Source organism: Geobacter sp. AOG1 (genome assembly GCF_019972315.1).
In the GTDB taxonomy this organism is placed as follows: domain Bacteria; phylum Desulfobacterota; class Desulfuromonadia; order Geobacterales; family Geobacteraceae; genus Geomobilimonas.
On the sequence record NZ_BLIZ01000001.1, the window covers coordinates 1,497,168 to 1,513,870 of the forward strand.

Here is a 16,703-nt window from a genome sequence, read left to right on the forward strand (position 1 = left end):
ATCCTTTCCCCGGCTGACGTCAGCCGCGCTCGAATCAGTCCCGTAACGGGCGGTTCGGGGGATTATACACCAAGTCCGTCGCTGTACGCCAGTTTTTTTCCTGCCAGCTGTGCGGTCAGCGGATGCGAAGGGCAAAGAATATGCTCGCATCCCCCCGGCGAACCAGGAAAACCGCGCTCCCGCGCTGCACCGCCTCTTTCATGGCCCGCCCGTAATCGGCAAGGTTGCCGATTTTCTTCTGGTTGACGGAGGTGATGATGTCTCCCGGCCGGATACCCGCCTCGGCTGCCGCGCCATCTTCTTCCACATCGCTGACGATGACGCCACTGAGTCCGCTGCCCAGCCTGTTGCGGGGGAGTTCATCAACCGCGAGGCCGAACAGGCTGGCCTGAGGCTCGGTCGAACGGGGCTTGCTCGCCGCGGCACTGTCGGCATTCCCCGTAGCCAGGGAGAGCTTTACGATTTTGCCGTCGCGGAAAATCTCCACCGCCACCTGCTGACCGACCGGCGTCTCGGCCACGACCAGCTGGAGCTGGCGGGAATCCTTGATCTCCTTGCCGGCGAAGCTGAGAATGATGTCGCCCCGGCGCAGCCCCGCCTTTTCGGCCGGGCTCCCGGCCATGATGTCGCTGACCAGCGCCCCGCGGGGCTTGTCGAGATTGAACGACCGGGCGATCTCCTGGGTTACCGGCTGAATCGCCACTCCGAGCCAGCCGCGCGTCACGTTTCCCTTCTTGATGAGCTGGGCCACCACCTGCTTTGCCATGTTGACCGGTATGGCGAAGCCGATCCCCTGTCCCGCGGCCACGATTGCGGTGTTGATGCCGATTACTTCGCCGTAGATGTTGAGGAGGGGGCCTCCCGAATTGCCCGGATTGATGGATGCATCGGTCTGGATGAAATCTTCGTAGGTCTCGATTCCCATGTTGGACCGGCCGGTGGCGGAGACCACCCCGACGGTGACGGTCCGATCAAGCCCGAACGGGTTGCCGATGGCGATGGCCCACTGCCCCACCTGGAGCTTGCTCGAGTCGCCCAGCACTGCCGCCGGCAGTGGGTCCTTGGCGTTGATCTTGATGACGGCTATATCGGTCTTGGGATCGCTCCCCACGACCTTGCCGCTGTATTCCTCCTCGTTGGAGAGCTTGACCTGGATGCTTTCCGCGTCGCGCACCACGTGGTCATTGGTGATGATATACCCCTCTTTGTTGATGATGAAGCCGGAGCCGAGGCTGTTTTCCCGGCGGTACTGGGGCTTGGGCTGGCGTCCGTCGAAGAAATCGTCGAAGAAGGGGGAAAATTCGAAGAAAGGCTGGACCAGCTTCTTTTTGCTGACGGTGGAGATGTTGACCACCGCCGGATTGACCGCCTTGACCACATTGGAGAACGCCTGCTGGGAGGCCAGGATGTCCTTGGGTACCTCCTTGACCGGCGCCTCGGCCTGACGGGACGATTCGGAAAAGAGGGGAGTCTCCTTCTTCTTGCAGGCAGACAGGGGGAGAACGAGCAACAGGAGACAGATCGGGATGCCGGACCAATTCATGGCAAAACCTCGTGAATACGTTGTGTTACGTTGATGTCGGCAAGGTTAGCCAAAATCCGTCCCGATGTCAATCCGCATTTGCCGAAACGAAAATCGCCCTTGACGCGGCGTGACCTTTTGCATATAAAAAATCTATACTACCTACAAGCCCTAAGACAAGGAGTCGGCTGTGACGGATATAAAAACGGAACTGAAGGATTTGAGGCTGGGGGAGAAAATCCGGAAACTCCGCCAGGAGCGGCGCTTCACGCTGCAGGAACTGTCCGACCTTTCGGGACTTTCCAAGCCGCTCCTGTCCCAGATCGAAAACGACCAGGTGATGCCTCCCCTCGCGACTCTCCTGCGGATCGCCAAGGGGCTCAAGGTGGGGATCCATTATTTCTTCGAGGAGGAGGGGGACCGGCAGAAGTACGTCCTTATCCGCGGAGAGCAGGTGGTTGCAACACCGCGCCGCCCCAACAGCGACGTCACCGGTGGCTACTTGTACCGTACCCTCGCCCCCGGCATCCGCCAGAAACATATGGAGCCGTTCCTCGTGGAGTTCGAGCTTACTGCCTGGGATGACAGCCACTTTTACCGTCACGAAGGTGAGGAATTCCTCTATATCGTGGAGGGCGAACTGGAGTTCCATTTTGGCAAAGAAGTCATGCGCCTTCTGCCGGGGGACAGTGTCTATTACGATTCGTCGGAGCCCCATGGCTATGTGTCGGTGGGTGAGACACGGGCGAAGGCGGTGGCGGTACTCTATACGAAGGGGTGAGGCCGGGATCCGGAATCCGGGACGTGTGCTCCGGTACTCGGGATTTTATGGGCTGGAAAAGTCAGAAGGGGGGTGGCCTGTGGGTCACCCCCTTTTTTATTTCCTGCGCTGTTCGAGGATGGCGGTGAATTCCTTGATGACCTGCAGGGCTTTCGGGTCGAGGTCAGTGAAGCGGAGTCCCATCCCGGCGGTGGGTTCCAGCCGGCTCCAGACCACTTCGGCCGAAATGCTGACCGGGGCTGCCCCCTTGGGGGTAAAGAACTGGAGCGTGACGATCCGTCCGACGGGGAGCGGTTCGTCGGTATTGACGCAGACTCCCCCCTCAGACAGGTCGAAGGTATGGAAACAGGAGGCGCCGTCCAACTCCACCAGCCAGCATCCAACTTCCACCGTCTTTCGCTTGCATGTCCGTTCTTCCAAGCAGTCCGTCCCTCTGTGTCAGCGTTGGCCTCTGACTTAAAGCTCTTCGCAGTCGGCCGGGTCCCAACTGTCCAACTGGCCGTTTTCCAGCTTCACCTGGATAGTGCCACCTTCCAGGGTGCAGCCGAAGGAAAGGCCTATTTCGCCGGTCTTAAGGTTTTTCAGGCGGACCGGTTCGTCCTTACGCTCAGTCCGGTTGCATACGGCAATGTGCTCGGATTCTTTCATGGCTGCCTCCTGTGGACCGTTTCACCAGAAATAGTAGCACGGAGCCGGGGGGATGCAAGTCAGGCGATGGCTTCGGCCTTCACCCCCTGGAGGGAATGGTCTGGCACCAGAGCCTCCCTTTGCTGTTTAGGGGCATCCTATGGTGCCAGCATGCGTTCAGGGCCGCGGATGACCGGTTTGGAGATCGCTTTCCCAAATCCCCGTAGCATGCCGTCGAATATGAAGTTATGGAAAGGGGTGACCGCATACCAGTACATGAGCCCCAAGAGCCCTCGTGGAAGGAAATGGGCGACCTGTTGCAGCATGGTCTTCCCGGGGGCGATCTCCTCAATGCGAAATTCAAGTGTCGCCTCCCCGGGGAGCTTCATCTCGGCGACGAGCAACAGCCGCTGGAGCCTGGTGACTTTCACCACCCGCCAGAAATCCAGGGCATCCCCCGGAGAGACCTCGAGGGGGCAGCGTCGTCCCCGGTGCAAACCCACGCCGCCGACAAGATGATCGAGAAAGCCGCGCAGCTTCCAGAGCCAGTCGGCATAGTACCAGCCCGATTCCCCGCCGATACTCATGACTGCCTTCCAGACTTCTCCCGGTGAGGCGGCCAGGAGTATCTGCCGGGAGTCATTGTAAAAGGTTCCCCCCGCCCAGTTCGGGTCGCCGGGGGTGCTCCATTCGGCGGGGGGGACCTCCCCCGCATCGGTCCAGGAGCTTTCGATCTGATGTTGCCGGACCCGTTCCAGTGCCAGCCGGATAGCAAGCCGGCAGTCAAACAGTTCCTGCGGGATGAGTTCGCGGATACGGAAGTCCTGGCAGACAACCTTGTTGCGCAGCCCTTCGGTCAAGGGCCTTGCTAGGACCGCTGGCACCGGCGTCAGCAGGTTTATCCAGAATGAACTCAGCCGCGGGGTGAGGATGGGGAGCGCAATAATCAGCCGTTTCGGCAGACCGGCCTCCTCGGCGAAGATCTCCATGAGCTGCCGGTAGGTAACGACCTGATCCTGGCCGATATCGAAGGTTTCGCCGATGGCCTGTTCACATTGGAGGCAGCCGGTGAGGTAGCGGAGGGCGTTGCGGACGCCGATGGGCTGGCAGGGGACATCGACCCAGCGTGGGGTGACGATTATCGGCAGTCGTTCCACGATATACCGGAGAATTTCGAAAGAGGCGCTCCCCGAACCGATGATCATGGCGGCCCGAAGGACCGTTACCGGCACCTTGCCGCTGCGCAGGATGGCGGCGACCTCCGTCCGTGAGCCGAGATGTTCGCTCAGGGCTTCACCTTCCTCGCCCAGTCCGCCGAGATAGATGATCTGGGTGAGCGCACAGGCTTCGGCCGCGGCGGCCATGTTGGAGGCGGCTTCCCGGTCGGCCAGGACAAAGTCCCCGTTCGTGTGGTTCATGGAGTGGACGAGGTAGTAGGCCGCGTTGCATCCCCGGCACGCTGCTACCAGGGAATCCCGGTCGAGAACGTCACCCTTCACGATCTCCAGATGCGGATGCCCGGCCCAGGGCCGGCTGTCAATTTTGGCCGGGGTGCGGGCAAGAGCTCTGACCCGGTAGCCCTCCTCCAGCAGACGGGGAATCAGTCGGGCGCCGATGTAGCCGGTGGCTCCGGTAACCAGGATGATGGGGGGGGTGTCAATGAGGGTCATGGAAGGTCCTTGTGGGAGTGGAATGTCACTCTGACGTCACGTGTGACGCAATTTACAAATTGTTTCGACAAAAACATTGTAACCGATTATTAGGGGAAATCGCTAACTTCATGAGTCACCTTGTCGGGATAGTACATGGCAGAGGCAATGAAACGGTTGCTTCCTGCCTCCCCTCTTGTGTTATTGCCAGATGGTGTACAATTATCGGTAGGCTGTTACGGGAGGGGAGATGGAGCGAGACGAAGGGATCGTTCTCGTTACCGGCGCAACGGGATTCATCGGCCGGCGGTTGGTCCGGAGACTCGTCGCCGAAGGGTTCAGGGTGCGCTGCCTGGTGCGTCGTCCCGATGCGGACCTGCCGGATGGAGTCGAGCTCGTGACGGGGGACCTGCTGGAGCGGCGGACCCTCGGCCCTGTGCTGGCAGGCATTGACACGGTCTACTACCTGGTTCATTCCATGGCCGGCGGCAGGGCCGGCTTCGAGCGGCGGGACCGGGAGGCGGCGGGGAATTTCGTGACGGCCGCGGAACGGGCCGGTGTGCGCCGGGTCATCTTTCTCGGCGGTCTGGGGGAGAGGGGAGAGAATCTTTCTGAGCACCTGGCGAGCCGTCTGGAGGTTGCGCAGATCCTGCAGGCTGGACGGTTCAGGACCACCTTCCTCCGGGCCGCCGTCATCATCGGTGCTGGCGGGGCTTCCTATGAAATGGTGAAGGGGCTGGTGGAACGCCTGCCGGTCATGATCACGCCGCGCTGGGTCTCCACCCTCTGCCAGCCCATTGGGGTGGGGGACGTGATCGCCTACCTGGTCGGCTGCCTCAAGGATGAGCGGACTGCCGGGGGGACGTTCGAGATCGGCGGTCCGGAAATCCTCTCCTACCGGGAGATGATGGAGCGGTTTGCCCGGATCGAAGGTCGACCATGTTTCATCGTGCCGGTCCCCTTTCTCACCCCCAAGCTCTCCTCCTACTGGGTGGGACTGGTTACCCCGGTCAGGCCGTCCATCTCCATGCCGCTCATCGAGGGGGTACGCAACGAGGTCGTCTGTCGGGAAGAGCGGATCAGGGAGCTTCTTCCCCTTCCGCTCACCTCCTACGACGAAGCGGTGAGGATTGCCCTTGCGGAAGAGGCGAAAACCGCTTAGAATTACTCCACTTAATCAGTCCAGTCACTCTTTCAATCGAACAGGAGGAGCGTATGAAGAAAAAGATCGGTGTGGTGCTTTCGGGGTGCGGGGTGTATGACGGCAGCGAGATCCATGAGGCGGTCTTTACCCTGCTCGCCATCGACAGGAACGGCGCGGAGGCGGTCTGCATGGCTCCCGATCTTGCGCTGGACGAGGTGAACCACCTGACGGGGGAAGCGACCGGCGCCAAGCGCAACGTGCTGGTGGAATCGGCCCGGATCGCCCGCGGCAAGATCCGCAATATCGGCGAGGTCAAGGCTGGCGACCTGGACGCGGTCATATTCCCCGGCGGGTTCGGGGCGGCCAAGAACCTCTGCAACTTTGCCATGAAGGGAGCAGAAGCGACCATCCACCCCGAGGTGGCCCGGCTGCTGCGGGAGATGGCGGCGGCGAAGAAGCCGATCGGGGCCATCTGCATTGCCCCTGCCCTGGTGGCGGCCACCCTGGGGAAGGAGTATAAGCCGAAGGTGACCATCGGCACCGATGCCGGCACCGCCGCGGCTATCCAGCAGACGGGGAGCGAGCACGTGCAGTGTCCGGTCACCGAGTTTGTAGTGGACACGGCGAACAAAATTGTTTCGACCCCTGCCTATATGCTGGCTGAACGGATTTCCGAGACGGCCGAGGGGATCGAGAAGACGGTCAAGGCGGTGATCGGGCTCATCTGAGGGGTTCGAGGATGCGGTAAAGGGAGGGCTTTTTTTCCTTTTCTATTTCGGCTGGTTGTGAACTAGGACTTGTCAAACGAAGGGTACTGGTTTAAAGTTTTCCAACGCATGCAGCTAAAGTTCAATAATTCAGGAGGACTACACTATGAAGAAAATCTGTTTGCTGGCGTGCCTGGTCTTTGTTTTCACGATGGTCTCCGGTACTGCCATGGCCGATGTCATCAAGGGGAAGGTAGGGGTTACCGGACGACTCGGCTTTGACATACCGGGCGATGGGGTGTTTTCGCAAAATTCCACCTTGAACGATTACCGGGCAAATGCCGGGGTCATCTTCGGTGGCGGCTTTCTCTACGGGCTTGACCAGAACTGGGCTGCCGAACTCGACATCACCAATACTCGTTTCGACGTGGACCATTTCCAGGGAGGCAACCCCTCGGCAAGCATCGTCAACATCAGTCTGGGGACACAGTACCGCTTCATCCCCCAGGAAAAGCTCGTTCCCTACATCGGGTTTGGACTCGATGTCCTGCTCAACGATCTGGACGGCTACGATGTGGATACGATAGCGGCGGGCCACGTTGCCGGCGGTGTTGACTACTTCCTCCTCAAGAACCTTGCCCTCAACGCGGAGGCGAAAATAGTCGCCGGTCCGGAAGCGGATATCGATCTAAATGGCCGGCGGGTGGGACGGTTCAGTACCACGAACTTTTCCACCACCTTCGGGGTCCGCTTTTTCTTCAACTGAGCCTACTGTGTCCCTTCACCCAAGGCGGCCTCCATGGCCGCCTTTTTTTATATTCGAGACTCTTGCAATGACATCCAGGGGGACTATTGTCCGTAGTTTACCGCGGCACATCCCGCAGTCCTGAATATCCTGCATGAATCTTTTGCAGAAATGCATAAAGATTGACCAGAGTTTTGCATGTGTGCAAACCTGTGCACAGGTTGACGTGGGACTGTAACTTCGGGAGCGAGGAGCTGCTGTCGGTGAAAAACAGCTGCAACGTGCTGTGCATAATCTTTATGTGCAGTATAATTATTATGTGCATCAAGCACCGGTGACCCCCTGTTCTCAGTCGGCACGATTTATGTACAAGAGAAAATATCTCTACGTTTTTTTCGCAGGTGGCGAAGGGAGCGACAAGCTGACAGCGAGGTGAATGGTATGGACACCCGGACAATTGACGAAGCCATTGACAAGTATGTTCATGAACGGATGGAGAAGGGGAAGCAGAAGGCGAGCGAACGGTTTCTCGCGTACGCCTACCTGCGGCACGGGGGGGATGAATTTCGCGAGTTCATGAAAAAGGTTGGCGGTCTTTCCCGCTACTACATGGACTTCCTCAGGGTGATGGAGAACCCCTTTCGCGGGCCGGAGATGGCGTGGCTTGCTTCCATGCTGGTTATAGGCGCATTCAGCTGCTACCTCATGAGTGTTGATGATGAACAGTTGCTGGGAATATGCGTATTTGCGGGAACCATCGTGCATGGCGGGGCGCTGATCCGTCTGGTGGCGAAGAAGTGGAGCGATGTCGGGGTGATGATCGCCATCTACCGGGAGATCGCGGAGATCGCGGACAGCGAGGCTTCCACTCCGGCTTGACGGGAAAATAATACAGGCAGAACAGGAAAAAAGGCGACCATCTGGCCGCCTTTTTTTGTCGCCTCGCCGGCATTACCGCAGAGACATGGTCAATGGGAATCCTTCAGGTTGAAGACCGGCAGGATTCGGGTGATACCGAAGAAGAGAACGAACGGTGTGATGGCCACGAACATGGCGCCGAACAACCCTTCCTTGAAAAGTTCCATGGTCTCGGGCCAGATGGGGAGACGGTACTCCATGAAGCCGGCGAAGGATGAAGAGAATGCCTGCCCGCCGATGACCACGTTCCAGCGCATCATGAAGACCCCCATCAGGACCAGCAGGGAGCAGAACACCACTCTCTTGAGCGAGAGGCGGGGGAGGAGCAGCAGGACGAACGGCAAGGCATTGCCGCAGCCGTACTGAAGGACGAATATCTTGAAGAAATCCTTGTCGTAAATGACGCTTCGGAGGATGTCCCAGGACTTCAGTGCCGTATAGCCGCGGAAGACGAGGTCGAGGATTTCCAGGGTAATGGCGAGGACCAGAAACATGAGGAGGTACTTGCTGGTCATGGTGACGACCTGAACCTCGGCGCTCTTCAGTTCGTCCGTAGACGGGAGCCAGGGTTTCTGCTGGCGCTTTCGGGCGGATATCATTTTCCGCAGTTCCATGGTGACGGTATAGGTGACGATGCAGAGGGCAATGCCGGAAACGACTGCCGAGCAGATGAAGATCACCGGCATGAGCGGCGTCATCCAGAGGGCGTTTGCCTTGACCGAGCCAAAGATGAAGCCGGCGTAGCCGTGGAGGAAGCAGGCGACGGGGATGCCAATCCCGGCCAGGATCTTCACCGCCTTTTCGTCCTTTTCCCGGGCTTCATGACTGATATCCCAGGCCCCCATGATGAGGATGCGGTAGATGAGATAGAGAATCCCTTCCCAGAGGCCACGTTCCCTTTTTTCGCCGAGAGTCGTAGCGGTTTCCACGAAGTAGGCACGATAGACGAACCAGATCTCCGACGCGACGATCAGGGCGTAGGTGGTGAAGACGATGCCGAAGGCGGCAATAGCCGAGGTGAAATGGGGGGTCATCATGACTTCGATACCCCGCTGGGGCTGCTGGAGGTGGAGCATGAGGGGCATCATCGCCACCGGCAGGAGGGCGAAGGAAAAGACCAGGGAAAAGCGGGCGATCTCCTTCAGCTGCTTGACGCCGAACACGTGATAGAGAGAGGAGAGGACGAAGGCCCCCGCAACGAGACCGGTCATGAAGGGGTACATGACGATCTGGATGGTCCAGTAGATGTACTCGTTGGGATAGCAGAAAAACTCCTTGATGGTCCAGGCTTCACCATGCACCATGACTATTTCACCTCCCTGGAAAGACCGACATAGAATACCTGGGGCTTGGTTCCGTACTCTTCCTTGAGGACTCCGACCCGTTCGGTCATGATGACCTTGGTCACCGGGTCATTGGGGTTTTTCAGATTGCCGATACGCCGCGCGCCGAAGGGACAGGCATCCACGCAGGCGGTTTTCATCCCCTTGGAAATGCGGTGATAACAGAAGTTGCACTTTTCCGCCACATGATACACAGGATGGAAGAAGCGGACGCCGTAGGGGCACCCCATGATGCAATAGCCGCAGCCGATGCACCAGGAGCGGTCGACGAGTACCACGCCGTCGGCGGTCTGGTAGGTGGCCCCCACCGGACAGACCTGGACGCAGGGGGGATTGTCGCACTGGTTGCAGAGCTTGGGTACGAAGAAGGCTTTCTCGATATCCTCGTTGCGGACCTCAGTCTGGTGTTCCACGCCTTGGTCGATCTTCGGCGTGGTAAACCCGTCCCGTCCCCCCTTGGGGGAATCGATGTAGGTCTTGCCGTCCCGGGCTACGATGTAGCGTTCCACCCAGGTACGGGTAACGTTGGCGTCGTAGGGGATTTCGTTCTCGATCTTGCACGCCTTGACGCAGAAGCCGCATCCGACGCATTTGTGGGTGTCAACCAGGAAGGCCCAACGGGTCGGAGACGGATCGTTCTTTTCCGCCAGAAGCCTTTTGGGGTCGAACAGTTCCAGGGCCGACAGGGGAATGGCCATCCCTCCCGCAATGAGGAGGGCTTTTTTACAGAAATCGCGCCGGTCGATCATCGTTTCGCCTCCAGTTTGGGGTTGTGGGGATAGTGGCAGAGGACACATTCCGCTTCCGGGTGGTGGGTTTCTGGGGTTATGCCGCGAATTGCGCCCCTGCCGCTGCCATTGTACGGGAGGCGGGCATGACAGCGGATGCAGAGATCCCGATGGCGGTCGATAGTAAGGGTCGGCGGGTCGTCCGGATGGTCCAGCGCCGGGCCATGACAGTTTTCACACTGGATGGCGGCGTGGGGGGATTGCCGGAGGTCATCATACTTGTCCTGGTGGCACTCCTTGCAGTAATCCATGGTCTTATACTTTACCTTGACCGCTTTCCAGTCGGCTTCGTTCCCCTTGCGGTGCCACCCGTACATATAGCCCCGCTCGCCAATGCCGAAATCCTTTGGTACGAGGATGGCTTTGGCCAACATTACCAAAACGATGACCCCGAGTACGATGTAGAGCGGCCGCCAGACATGACTCTTCACGCATGTACCTCCCCTGTAAAGATATCCTGGTGCGCGCGCCCAAAAGCCGGTCGGGAGCCAGGAGGTGTAACAAATCTATCAGCTAAAGCCGCAATTACAACGGCTGCGGGAAATCTTATACCAATTTCAGATCAAGGCGCTATCTGCGCTGGCTCGTCTTCGGCTCCTCAACGTACTGTCCGTACGCCTGCGTCGCCTCAATCCTCGCCGCCTTGATTTCATCCTTGATCTGAAATTGGTGTTATATTCCTTGCCCCGCTTTCCCACCGTTGGTGGTTGTTGTGTCGCTCCGCGCGGCCCCCTTCTGCCAGCGTCCCAGGGCGATGGATTCGATGGCCGCTGCCAGGCCGAAGGCGAAGACGCTCAGCACCAACGGCATGCCGTGCGTGCCGAGAAGGTCGTAGAGGAAAACTTTCACCGCGCCGATGACGGTTACCAGGATGGCGACGTTGCGGATTTCCCTGTTGTTGCGACGCACGGCAAACAGCATGAGGCCGGCGGCCGCGCTGGTAATAAGGATGGACTGGGCGCAGCGGAATGAATTGTTCACCTCCCCCGGAAGCATGACGATAATCTGGTAGATGACGTCCCTCAGCATGAAGAATCCGGTAGCCAGGGCCGCGAGCAGAAGCGCGACCGCGCTGTGGTCCCGTTGGTCGAAGCGTGAGAAGAAAGGGACTGTCGCGGAGGGAGCCGACCTGCGGGCCAGCTGGTAATGGAACAGGCTACAGACGGCGGCCAGACCTGCGGGGATGGCCAGCAGAAAATCGACACCTGCCGGACGGCTGCCGGTCAGGAAAATGGTCAACGCCACGGCGGGGTAGATCTGCAGCAGGTAAGAAATGACCCGGGTCCCCCCATTCTGCCATTTGCCCGAAATGATCATGAGGAAGAAGCCCGCTATCGATAGTGCCGGCAATGACAAGGGAAAGCTGCCGGATGCAGCGGGAAGGGCGAACGCCAGAAGGGTCGCACCGGCAAGAATGAACGCGTTTTCCCCCCTTCCCCCGGCCGTGTGCCGTCTGACCAGCCATGCCGCCAGCGAGAATTGGACGACCGCCGTGGCGATTCCCACCCATCCGAGCAGATGCTTGCTTCCCCCCCACGCGTTTACCACGTAGTATGAGTTGGCATACATGAGTGTCACATTGATCAGGGGAAGAAAGAAATCGAATCGGGATATCTTTTCACTACCGGCGCGAACGATTCCCGTCAGCGCGATCCCGGCGAAGGTGACGGTTAAAATGGCGAGCACCGGGAAGAACCAGGAGAGCGCCAGTGCTTCCGGCATCTGGTCGTGGCGTGCCAAGGGGAGCGTGAGCTTGAACGACCAGAGATAGAGCATCAGCATGCTCACCGCAAGAACGATCCAGCGGAGCCAGGAGCAGCGTTTCAGGCTGGTGGCAAAGAAGCCGAGCAGGTTGGCGGTCCAGAGAATCATGGCCAGGTAGGGGAAAAACGGGTTGGGGTAGTCGATTGCGGCGCCGGCCAGGCACATGCCGAGGGTCCCCACCGAGATAGGGACGAAGGCGGTGTAGCGGTAGCTGATCACCGCCATGGCCATGCCGGTTGCCATGAGTGTCAGGTAGGCGGGCACCAGGGGGAGGGACTGGAAGCGGGTATGGGTTTCCACCACGATCAGCGCCATGAGCGCTGCGCCGCAGGCGGCGAACACCGGTGCCAGTGGGCTTCCCTTGCCGTATTTGTACCAGCCGACCATCATGAGGATAGTCGCGTATGCCATGCCGAGAATCGAGCCGAGCAGGGTGTTGATGATGTTGTTGTCGGTGATGGTCCGGAGGATGAGCGCCACCACGAGGAGGAAGCAGAGTGTGGAGAGGCGGGGGAGGAGAGCGGTCTTGCCGGCCCAGCTGAGAATCTCCTCGGTCACTTCGTCGGGGGCGTCAGCCGAATGCCCGACCGGCTGGGTGGTCACGGTGGCGGGTTTCAAGGAGGGCGGGTGAACGACCGGAGTCGTTGTTGGCGTCACGGCCAACCGGGCGGCCAACTGCTCCACCGTTGCCGTCAGAGCATGCACCTGGGCGGCCAGCTGTTCGACCCTTTTTTCGAGCGTGTCGTCTGCCATCTGGTTTCCCTCCATGTGCACCGTCCGTGGAGTGGACGAGGGGGTCGCTGTGGCTGGGTGGTGTTACATTGTCAAATTCTTTAGCAATAAAACACAATCTATTATTATATTTAATATGTTGTTTTTAACATTAATAAAATCATAACAATCCGTAATTAAACATGTTTATTATATAACATCTTTTTATTGCTTTGACTACTAGGAAATCGTTTTATGTCGATTTTGGGTAGAACGGTCGGGATCTTAGGTTGGGGAAAAAAGAGGGGGGTGCAGGAGATGAAACGATCCGGAGCGAGTGGTTGCCGCCGGTGACGGGGTTGAGGTGTGGTGGTCACTACCTGTGGCTGGCAGGCGTTAACGGTTTTTCTCGGTTTTGACGATCTTGATCTCCCCCGTCTGCATGTCATACACCCAGCCGTGGAGGTTGAGATTTTTCCCCTTCATGGCGTTTCTGACGAAGGGATACTCCTGGAGGTGCTCCAGCTGGAGGCGGACATTTTCTTCTACTATCAGTTCCATCCGCTTCTCCGTAGGTATCTCGATGTGGAGGGCGCGCAGTTTTTCGTCCACCCTCTCCTTGGCCTTGTAGGCATTGATCAGCCAGATGGGGATGTACTTGTCGTCGCCGTTATCTTCGTCGAGGGCGGCGATCCCGCCGCAGCCATAGTGGCCGCAGATGACGATATCGGGGATCTTCAGGTGATTGATGGAGAATTCCAGAACCGCTGACAGGTTCCAATCGTTGGTGGCGACGATGTTCCCCACGTTTCTGTGGGTGAACACCTCTCCGGCCCTGGTCTGGGTGATGGTGTTGACCGGCACCCGCGAATCGGAACAGCCGATCCAGAGGACGGTCGGCTTCTGGTCCTTGGCGAGGGAGGCGAAGAATGCCTTTTCCTTCTCGAACGTCTCGGCGACGAACCGCTTGTTCCCTTCCAGCAGGGTAGTAATCATGGCATACCCCCTTGCGCGCCCGTGATGAAGGAAGTGTACTACACCACGAAGGCGCGGCAAGGGGAGGTGCCAATAATTTAGCACGTTGTTTTAAAGGAAATCGGGTTTCAGATAATCACCAGCCGACGAAGAGTCTACGAAATGGGCGCTGAAATAGGGCGTTGTGGTCAGCCGGCGTAGTCGACTGCCGCGGATGCTGCCGTGACGCTCTTCATGTAGGGGAGGATTTCCCCTTCGTGGTAGGGGTGGACCTGGTAGGCCTGCAGGTCCTCCAGGGAGTCGAAGCGGGTCACGAGGGCCAGGTCGTAGGAGCGTTCCGAGCGGATGACGTCAATCCCCACCTCCAGGTGGCGCAACTGGGGAACCTTGCCGTTCATGCTGAGAAGCTTCTCTTTCGTTGCGGCCAGGTTGGCGGCGGACTGGTCCTTGAGGCGGAAGAAGACGATGTGGGTAATCATGGGAAACTCCTTTACGGTTGGTTTGGTCGTATGACGGGCGCACCATACCCCGGCCGGGGCGGCACTGTCAAGCGATGTATGGGGCTGTTTCTCCTGAATCCGTAAGGGACACGCGGGCACATTCGCTCCACGAAACACTCACCCCTTACGGAAGGTTATCTTCCAGTCGTCCGAGCATCCGGAGCAGGCCATCGAGGATAGTGATGGGGTGGGGTGGGCAGCCGGGGATGTAGAGGTCCACCGGCAAGAGGCTATCCACGCCGTTATGAACTTCGGGTGAATCCATGAACGGACCGCCGTTGATGGCACAGGCGCCGCAGGCGATGACCAGCTTCGGCTCCGGAACCGCCGCATATGTTGTCAAGAGCGCCTCCCGCATGTTTGCCGAAACCGGCCCGGTGACGAAAATTCCGTCGGCGTGACGCGGACTGGCGACGAACTGGATGCCGAAGCGTCCCAGGTCGAAGCCGACCGTGCTGAGCACGTTGGTATCCGCTTCGCAGGCGTTGCACCCCCCGGCCGACACCTCCCGCAGCTTCAGCGACCGTCCGAAGAGCCCCCGCATCTTGGCGTCCAGCTTCTGGGCCAGCTTCCGCTCCATCCCTGCCGCGACAATCAGATCCTCCCGCCGGCTGGCGGCCAGCCGGGCTTCATTGCTGAACGAGACCGCCCCATGGGGGCACGCCGTGGCGCATTCGGGGCAGAACAGACACTTCCCCATGTCCAGAGACAGAGTGCCTTCCTGGTTATTATTGCCTTCCCGGTTCCGGGTCCCAGGTCCCGAGTCCCGAGTCCCGGAAGTTACCGCCCCATAAGGGCAGGCATCAACACAGAGCCGGCAGTCGGGGGGACAGCGTTCCGGCGCAAGGAGCGGATACCCCCGGAACATCTCCGGCAGCACCGCCGGCTCCGCCGGGTACTTGATTGTCCGGTGTTTCTGGTGGATGCGGGCGAGGATGGCTTTGAACATGGTGTGTTCCTGTTGATACGTGTGTTTGACGTCGTAGGGGCGCCCCAGCGCGTCAGCGTCTGTGTGCCGCCGCCCTGGTTGAAACTTACTTTTTCCCTTGTTTCAGATAGTCATAGATAACTTCGCCATAATCCACCGCTCCGTCTATGACCATATATTCCGCCTTCATAATCTCCACTACGGGAATGCTGCTCAGCGGATCGACACTAGACCCGCCCAGTTGCAATGTTGCTTTCCCCTTGTATAGCTCCTTCAGCGTGGTTTTCTGCATAAACGACGTCAGCTGCATGACATCGGGCGGGTCATTCTTCCTGACAGACGGAATGTACTTGAGGTTATACCTGGCCCTCGGGGGGCGTTGGACAACCGGCTCAACCTTCTCGCCTTTTTGGAAAGTCGCTTGCAGCAGCATTACGCCAAGCCGCTCCATGGTTACCGTTATCTTGCTCTGGTCTTCCACCATGGCAATGTCGGCCTCCTTCTTCGGGAAGCCCCAGATCTCCCGGCCGCTGATGGCTGGCGCGGTCTTGTTGAGGTAGAGAACGAGCGAATAACCGCCAGACCGTTTTTCGAAGTTCACCGGCACGACAAAACCGGCCTCCAGGTACGATTCGCCCTTGAAAAGTAGCTCGCCGTTCTGGTAGTCCGGGGTATTGAAGCGGCCAATGTAAAGTGATACGAGATTGTCCTTGTTCGGCGTCAACGGCTTGGGGACCAATTTCTGCAGAGCCTCGGCTGTGGTCTTGAAGGTAATTGATACCAGTTTTGAATCGTGGTATGTGCGCGGCGGAGTGCCGTATTCCGGCGCGAACAGCGGCATGCTGAAATCGGCAGCACAACATGCCTGGGTTGCGGCTGAGAAGAGGAAAAATCCAACCAGATTGGCCAAAAGTCTTCTTAGCATATTATGTTCTCCTTTTGTTTCAACGTCACAAGCCTGACCAGCGGGCGGTCACATGAATAAGGGGGTCAGGGCTCAACTCTCAACACATACTGACTGAATCTGTCTCTTGTTAATGGTTGAGACCTGACCCCTCTATGTTCCTTCCAGCTGGATGATCCTGTCAGCTCTTGATTATTCCTCTTTTTCGCCCTGGTATAAACCATGTGAATAGTAGCGCCTCTATGATCATCCTCAGCTTTTGACCTGCTGTATATTGCATCTCGACTCCCTCGTCGTCGATGCTGCTTTCAAGAAAATTCGAAATGATTTCTTTCGTGCGATCATGATCTTCCGGTGCAACCATAATCGTTTTCTTGTTGACTAGATCGATCTGCGGACCAACGCGCATGGAGCCAAAATAATCGTTTAACACAAAGTAGCGAATCTCGTCCGCATCCAGTAGGCCGCGAATCATTGAGAGCTCAAGTTCATCATTAGGAGAATAGAGGGCTATTGGTGGCTCCTCCGGTTTCTCGTCATTCTCTGGTGGAGGCGGCTCATGTACAAGATTGCTGTCGCAGTCAGAGCATTTTGAAAAGCCGTCACGATATTCAGTTCCACATCTTGGGCAAAACATCTCGATTTACCTTTTCTTCCAACGTTCAAGCTGAGGCACGCGGCGAAGCCGCGTTGCCTC

Annotated in this window: 18 protein-coding genes; 5 read left to right on the top strand and 13 right to left on the bottom strand. The window is 58.4% G+C overall.

Annotated elements, in window-relative coordinates; genetic code table 11:
• Positions 1–115 precede the first annotated feature (115 nt).
• Positions 116–1,543 carry a DegQ family serine endoprotease gene (locus LDN04_RS06830; RefSeq protein ID WP_223908175.1) on the bottom strand — a complete coding sequence of 476 codons (1,428 nt, stop codon included), beginning with the start codon at positions 1,541–1,543 and terminating at the stop codon, positions 116–118.
• 169 nt (positions 1,544–1,712) lie between these two features.
• On the opposite strand from LDN04_RS06830, the gene LDN04_RS06835 reads away from it, so the two are divergent.
• Positions 1,713–2,303 carry a helix-turn-helix domain-containing protein gene (locus LDN04_RS06835; protein WP_223908178.1) on the top strand — a complete coding sequence of 197 codons (591 nt, stop codon included), beginning with the start codon at positions 1,713–1,715 and terminating at the stop codon, positions 2,301–2,303.
• Between the two features lie 96 nt (positions 2,304–2,399).
• Here the strand turns inward: LDN04_RS06835 and LDN04_RS06840 are convergent, their stop codons facing one another.
• From LDN04_RS06840 to LDN04_RS06850, 3 genes are all read right to left on the bottom strand, one after another.
• Entirely contained in the window at positions 2,400–2,723 is a 324-nt protein-coding gene (locus LDN04_RS06840; protein WP_223908181.1) for a PilZ domain-containing protein, read from the bottom strand.
• 36 nt (positions 2,724–2,759) lie between these two features.
• A complete protein-coding gene (locus LDN04_RS06845) occupies positions 2,760–2,951 on the bottom strand; it encodes a hypothetical protein (protein ID WP_223908183.1) in 192 nt (63 codons plus the stop codon).
• 137 nt (positions 2,952–3,088) lie between these two features.
• Entirely contained in the window at positions 3,089–4,600 is a 1,512-nt protein-coding gene (locus LDN04_RS06850; RefSeq protein ID WP_223908186.1) for an SDR family oxidoreductase, read from the bottom strand.
• Positions 4,601–4,829: 229 nt separating this feature from the next.
• On the opposite strand from LDN04_RS06850, the gene LDN04_RS06855 reads away from it, so the two are divergent.
• The 4 genes from LDN04_RS06855 (at position 4,830) to LDN04_RS06870 (ending at position 8,054) form a co-directional block, all read left to right on the top strand.
• Positions 4,830–5,741, top strand: coding sequence for an NAD(P)H-binding protein (locus tag LDN04_RS06855; protein WP_223908188.1), 912 nt, complete (start codon positions 4,830–4,832; stop codon positions 5,739–5,741).
• A 53-nt stretch (positions 5,742–5,794) separates the two neighbouring features.
• On the top strand, positions 5,795–6,451 hold the full coding sequence (elbB, locus tag LDN04_RS06860; RefSeq protein WP_223908191.1) for an isoprenoid biosynthesis glyoxalase ElbB: 657 nt from the start codon (positions 5,795–5,797) through the stop codon (positions 6,449–6,451).
• Positions 6,452–6,596: 145 nt separating this feature from the next.
• Positions 6,597–7,196: an outer membrane beta-barrel protein gene (locus tag LDN04_RS06865; RefSeq protein ID WP_223908194.1), complete on the top strand. Its 600-nt coding sequence runs from the start codon at positions 6,597–6,599 to the stop codon at positions 7,194–7,196.
• Between the two features lie 420 nt (positions 7,197–7,616).
• On the top strand, positions 7,617–8,054 hold the full coding sequence (locus tag LDN04_RS06870) for a GSU0071 family protein (RefSeq protein WP_223908197.1): 438 nt from the start codon (positions 7,617–7,619) through the stop codon (positions 8,052–8,054).
• Positions 8,055–8,143: 89 nt separating this feature from the next.
• Here LDN04_RS06870 and nrfD read toward each other — a convergent pair whose 3' ends face one another.
• From nrfD to LDN04_RS06915, 9 genes are all read right to left on the bottom strand, one after another.
• Positions 8,144–9,397 carry an NrfD/PsrC family molybdoenzyme membrane anchor subunit gene (nrfD, locus tag LDN04_RS06875; protein WP_223908206.1) on the bottom strand — a complete coding sequence of 418 codons (1,254 nt, stop codon included), beginning with the start codon at positions 9,395–9,397 and terminating at the stop codon, positions 8,144–8,146.
• Between the two features lie 2 nt (positions 9,398–9,399).
• A complete protein-coding gene (locus tag LDN04_RS06880) occupies positions 9,400–10,185 on the bottom strand; it encodes a 4Fe-4S dicluster domain-containing protein (RefSeq protein WP_223908209.1) in 786 nt (261 codons plus the stop codon).
• Positions 10,182–10,655 carry a cytochrome C gene (locus LDN04_RS06885; protein ID WP_223908213.1) on the bottom strand — a complete coding sequence of 158 codons (474 nt, stop codon included), beginning with the start codon at positions 10,653–10,655 and terminating at the stop codon, positions 10,182–10,184. The genes LDN04_RS06880 and LDN04_RS06885 overlap by 4 nt, the downstream gene beginning before the upstream one ends.
• 241 nt (positions 10,656–10,896) lie before the next feature.
• Complete coding sequence (locus tag LDN04_RS06890) at positions 10,897–12,741, bottom strand: DUF2339 domain-containing protein (protein WP_223908215.1); 1,845 nt, start codon at positions 12,739–12,741, stop codon at positions 10,897–10,899.
• A gap of 354 nt (positions 12,742–13,095) precedes the next feature.
• A complete protein-coding gene (locus LDN04_RS06895; protein WP_223908218.1) occupies positions 13,096–13,695 on the bottom strand; it encodes a carbonic anhydrase in 600 nt (199 codons plus the stop codon).
• 167 nt (positions 13,696–13,862) lie between these two features.
• Complete coding sequence (locus LDN04_RS06900; protein WP_223908221.1) at positions 13,863–14,153, bottom strand: Dabb family protein; 291 nt, start codon at positions 14,151–14,153, stop codon at positions 13,863–13,865.
• Positions 14,154–14,298: 145 nt separating this feature from the next.
• Entirely contained in the window at positions 14,299–15,123 is an 825-nt protein-coding gene (gene nuoB / locus LDN04_RS06905; protein WP_223908223.1) for an NADH-quinone oxidoreductase subunit NuoB, read from the bottom strand.
• Positions 15,124–15,208: 85 nt separating this feature from the next.
• Positions 15,209–16,027 (bottom strand): acetoacetate decarboxylase family protein, encoded by an 819-nt coding sequence (locus LDN04_RS06910; RefSeq protein ID WP_223908225.1) that lies wholly within the window; start codon positions 16,025–16,027, stop codon positions 15,209–15,211.
• Positions 16,028–16,187: 160 nt separating this feature from the next.
• Positions 16,188–16,643 carry a putative signal transducing protein gene (locus LDN04_RS06915; protein WP_223908227.1) on the bottom strand — a complete coding sequence of 152 codons (456 nt, stop codon included), beginning with the start codon at positions 16,641–16,643 and terminating at the stop codon, positions 16,188–16,190.
• Between the last annotated feature and the right edge of the window lie 60 nt (positions 16,644–16,703).

Excerpts from the sequence above, each read along its gene's own strand:
- LDN04_RS06830 (WP_223908175.1), bottom strand. The coding sequence starts at position 1,543 with ATGAATTGGTCCGGCATCCCGATCTGTCTCCTGTTGCTCGTTCTCCCC.
- LDN04_RS06845 (WP_223908183.1), bottom strand. The coding sequence starts at position 2,951 with ATGAAAGAATCCGAGCACATTGCCGTATGCAACCGGACTGAGCGTAAG.
- LDN04_RS06850 (WP_223908186.1), bottom strand. The coding sequence starts at position 4,600 with ATGACCCTCATTGACACCCCCCCCATCATCCTGGTTACCGGAGCCACC.
- LDN04_RS06855 (WP_223908188.1), top strand. The coding sequence starts at position 4,830 with ATGGAGCGAGACGAAGGGATCGTTCTCGTTACCGGCGCAACGGGATTC.
- elbB (WP_223908191.1), top strand. The coding sequence starts at position 5,795 with ATGAAGAAAAAGATCGGTGTGGTGCTTTCGGGGTGCGGGGTGTATGAC.
- LDN04_RS06865 (WP_223908194.1), top strand. The coding sequence starts at position 6,597 with ATGAAGAAAATCTGTTTGCTGGCGTGCCTGGTCTTTGTTTTCACGATG.
- LDN04_RS06870 (WP_223908197.1), top strand. The coding sequence starts at position 7,617 with ATGGACACCCGGACAATTGACGAAGCCATTGACAAGTATGTTCATGAA.
- nrfD (WP_223908206.1), bottom strand. The coding sequence starts at position 9,397 with ATGGTGCATGGTGAAGCCTGGACCATCAAGGAGTTTTTCTGCTATCCC.
- LDN04_RS06880 (WP_223908209.1), bottom strand. The coding sequence starts at position 10,185 with ATGATCGACCGGCGCGATTTCTGTAAAAAAGCCCTCCTCATTGCGGGA.
- LDN04_RS06890 (WP_223908215.1), bottom strand. The coding sequence starts at position 12,741 with ATGGCAGACGACACGCTCGAAAAAAGGGTCGAACAGCTGGCCGCCCAG.
- LDN04_RS06895 (WP_223908218.1), bottom strand. The coding sequence starts at position 13,695 with ATGATTACTACCCTGCTGGAAGGGAACAAGCGGTTCGTCGCCGAGACG.
- LDN04_RS06900 (WP_223908221.1), bottom strand. The coding sequence starts at position 14,153 with ATGATTACCCACATCGTCTTCTTCCGCCTCAAGGACCAGTCCGCCGCC.
- nuoB (WP_223908223.1), bottom strand. The coding sequence starts at position 15,123 with ATGTTCAAAGCCATCCTCGCCCGCATCCACCAGAAACACCGGACAATC.
- LDN04_RS06910 (WP_223908225.1), bottom strand. The coding sequence starts at position 16,027 with ATGCTAAGAAGACTTTTGGCCAATCTGGTTGGATTTTTCCTCTTCTCA.
- LDN04_RS06915 (WP_223908227.1), bottom strand. The coding sequence starts at position 16,643 with ATGTTTTGCCCAAGATGTGGAACTGAATATCGTGACGGCTTTTCAAAA.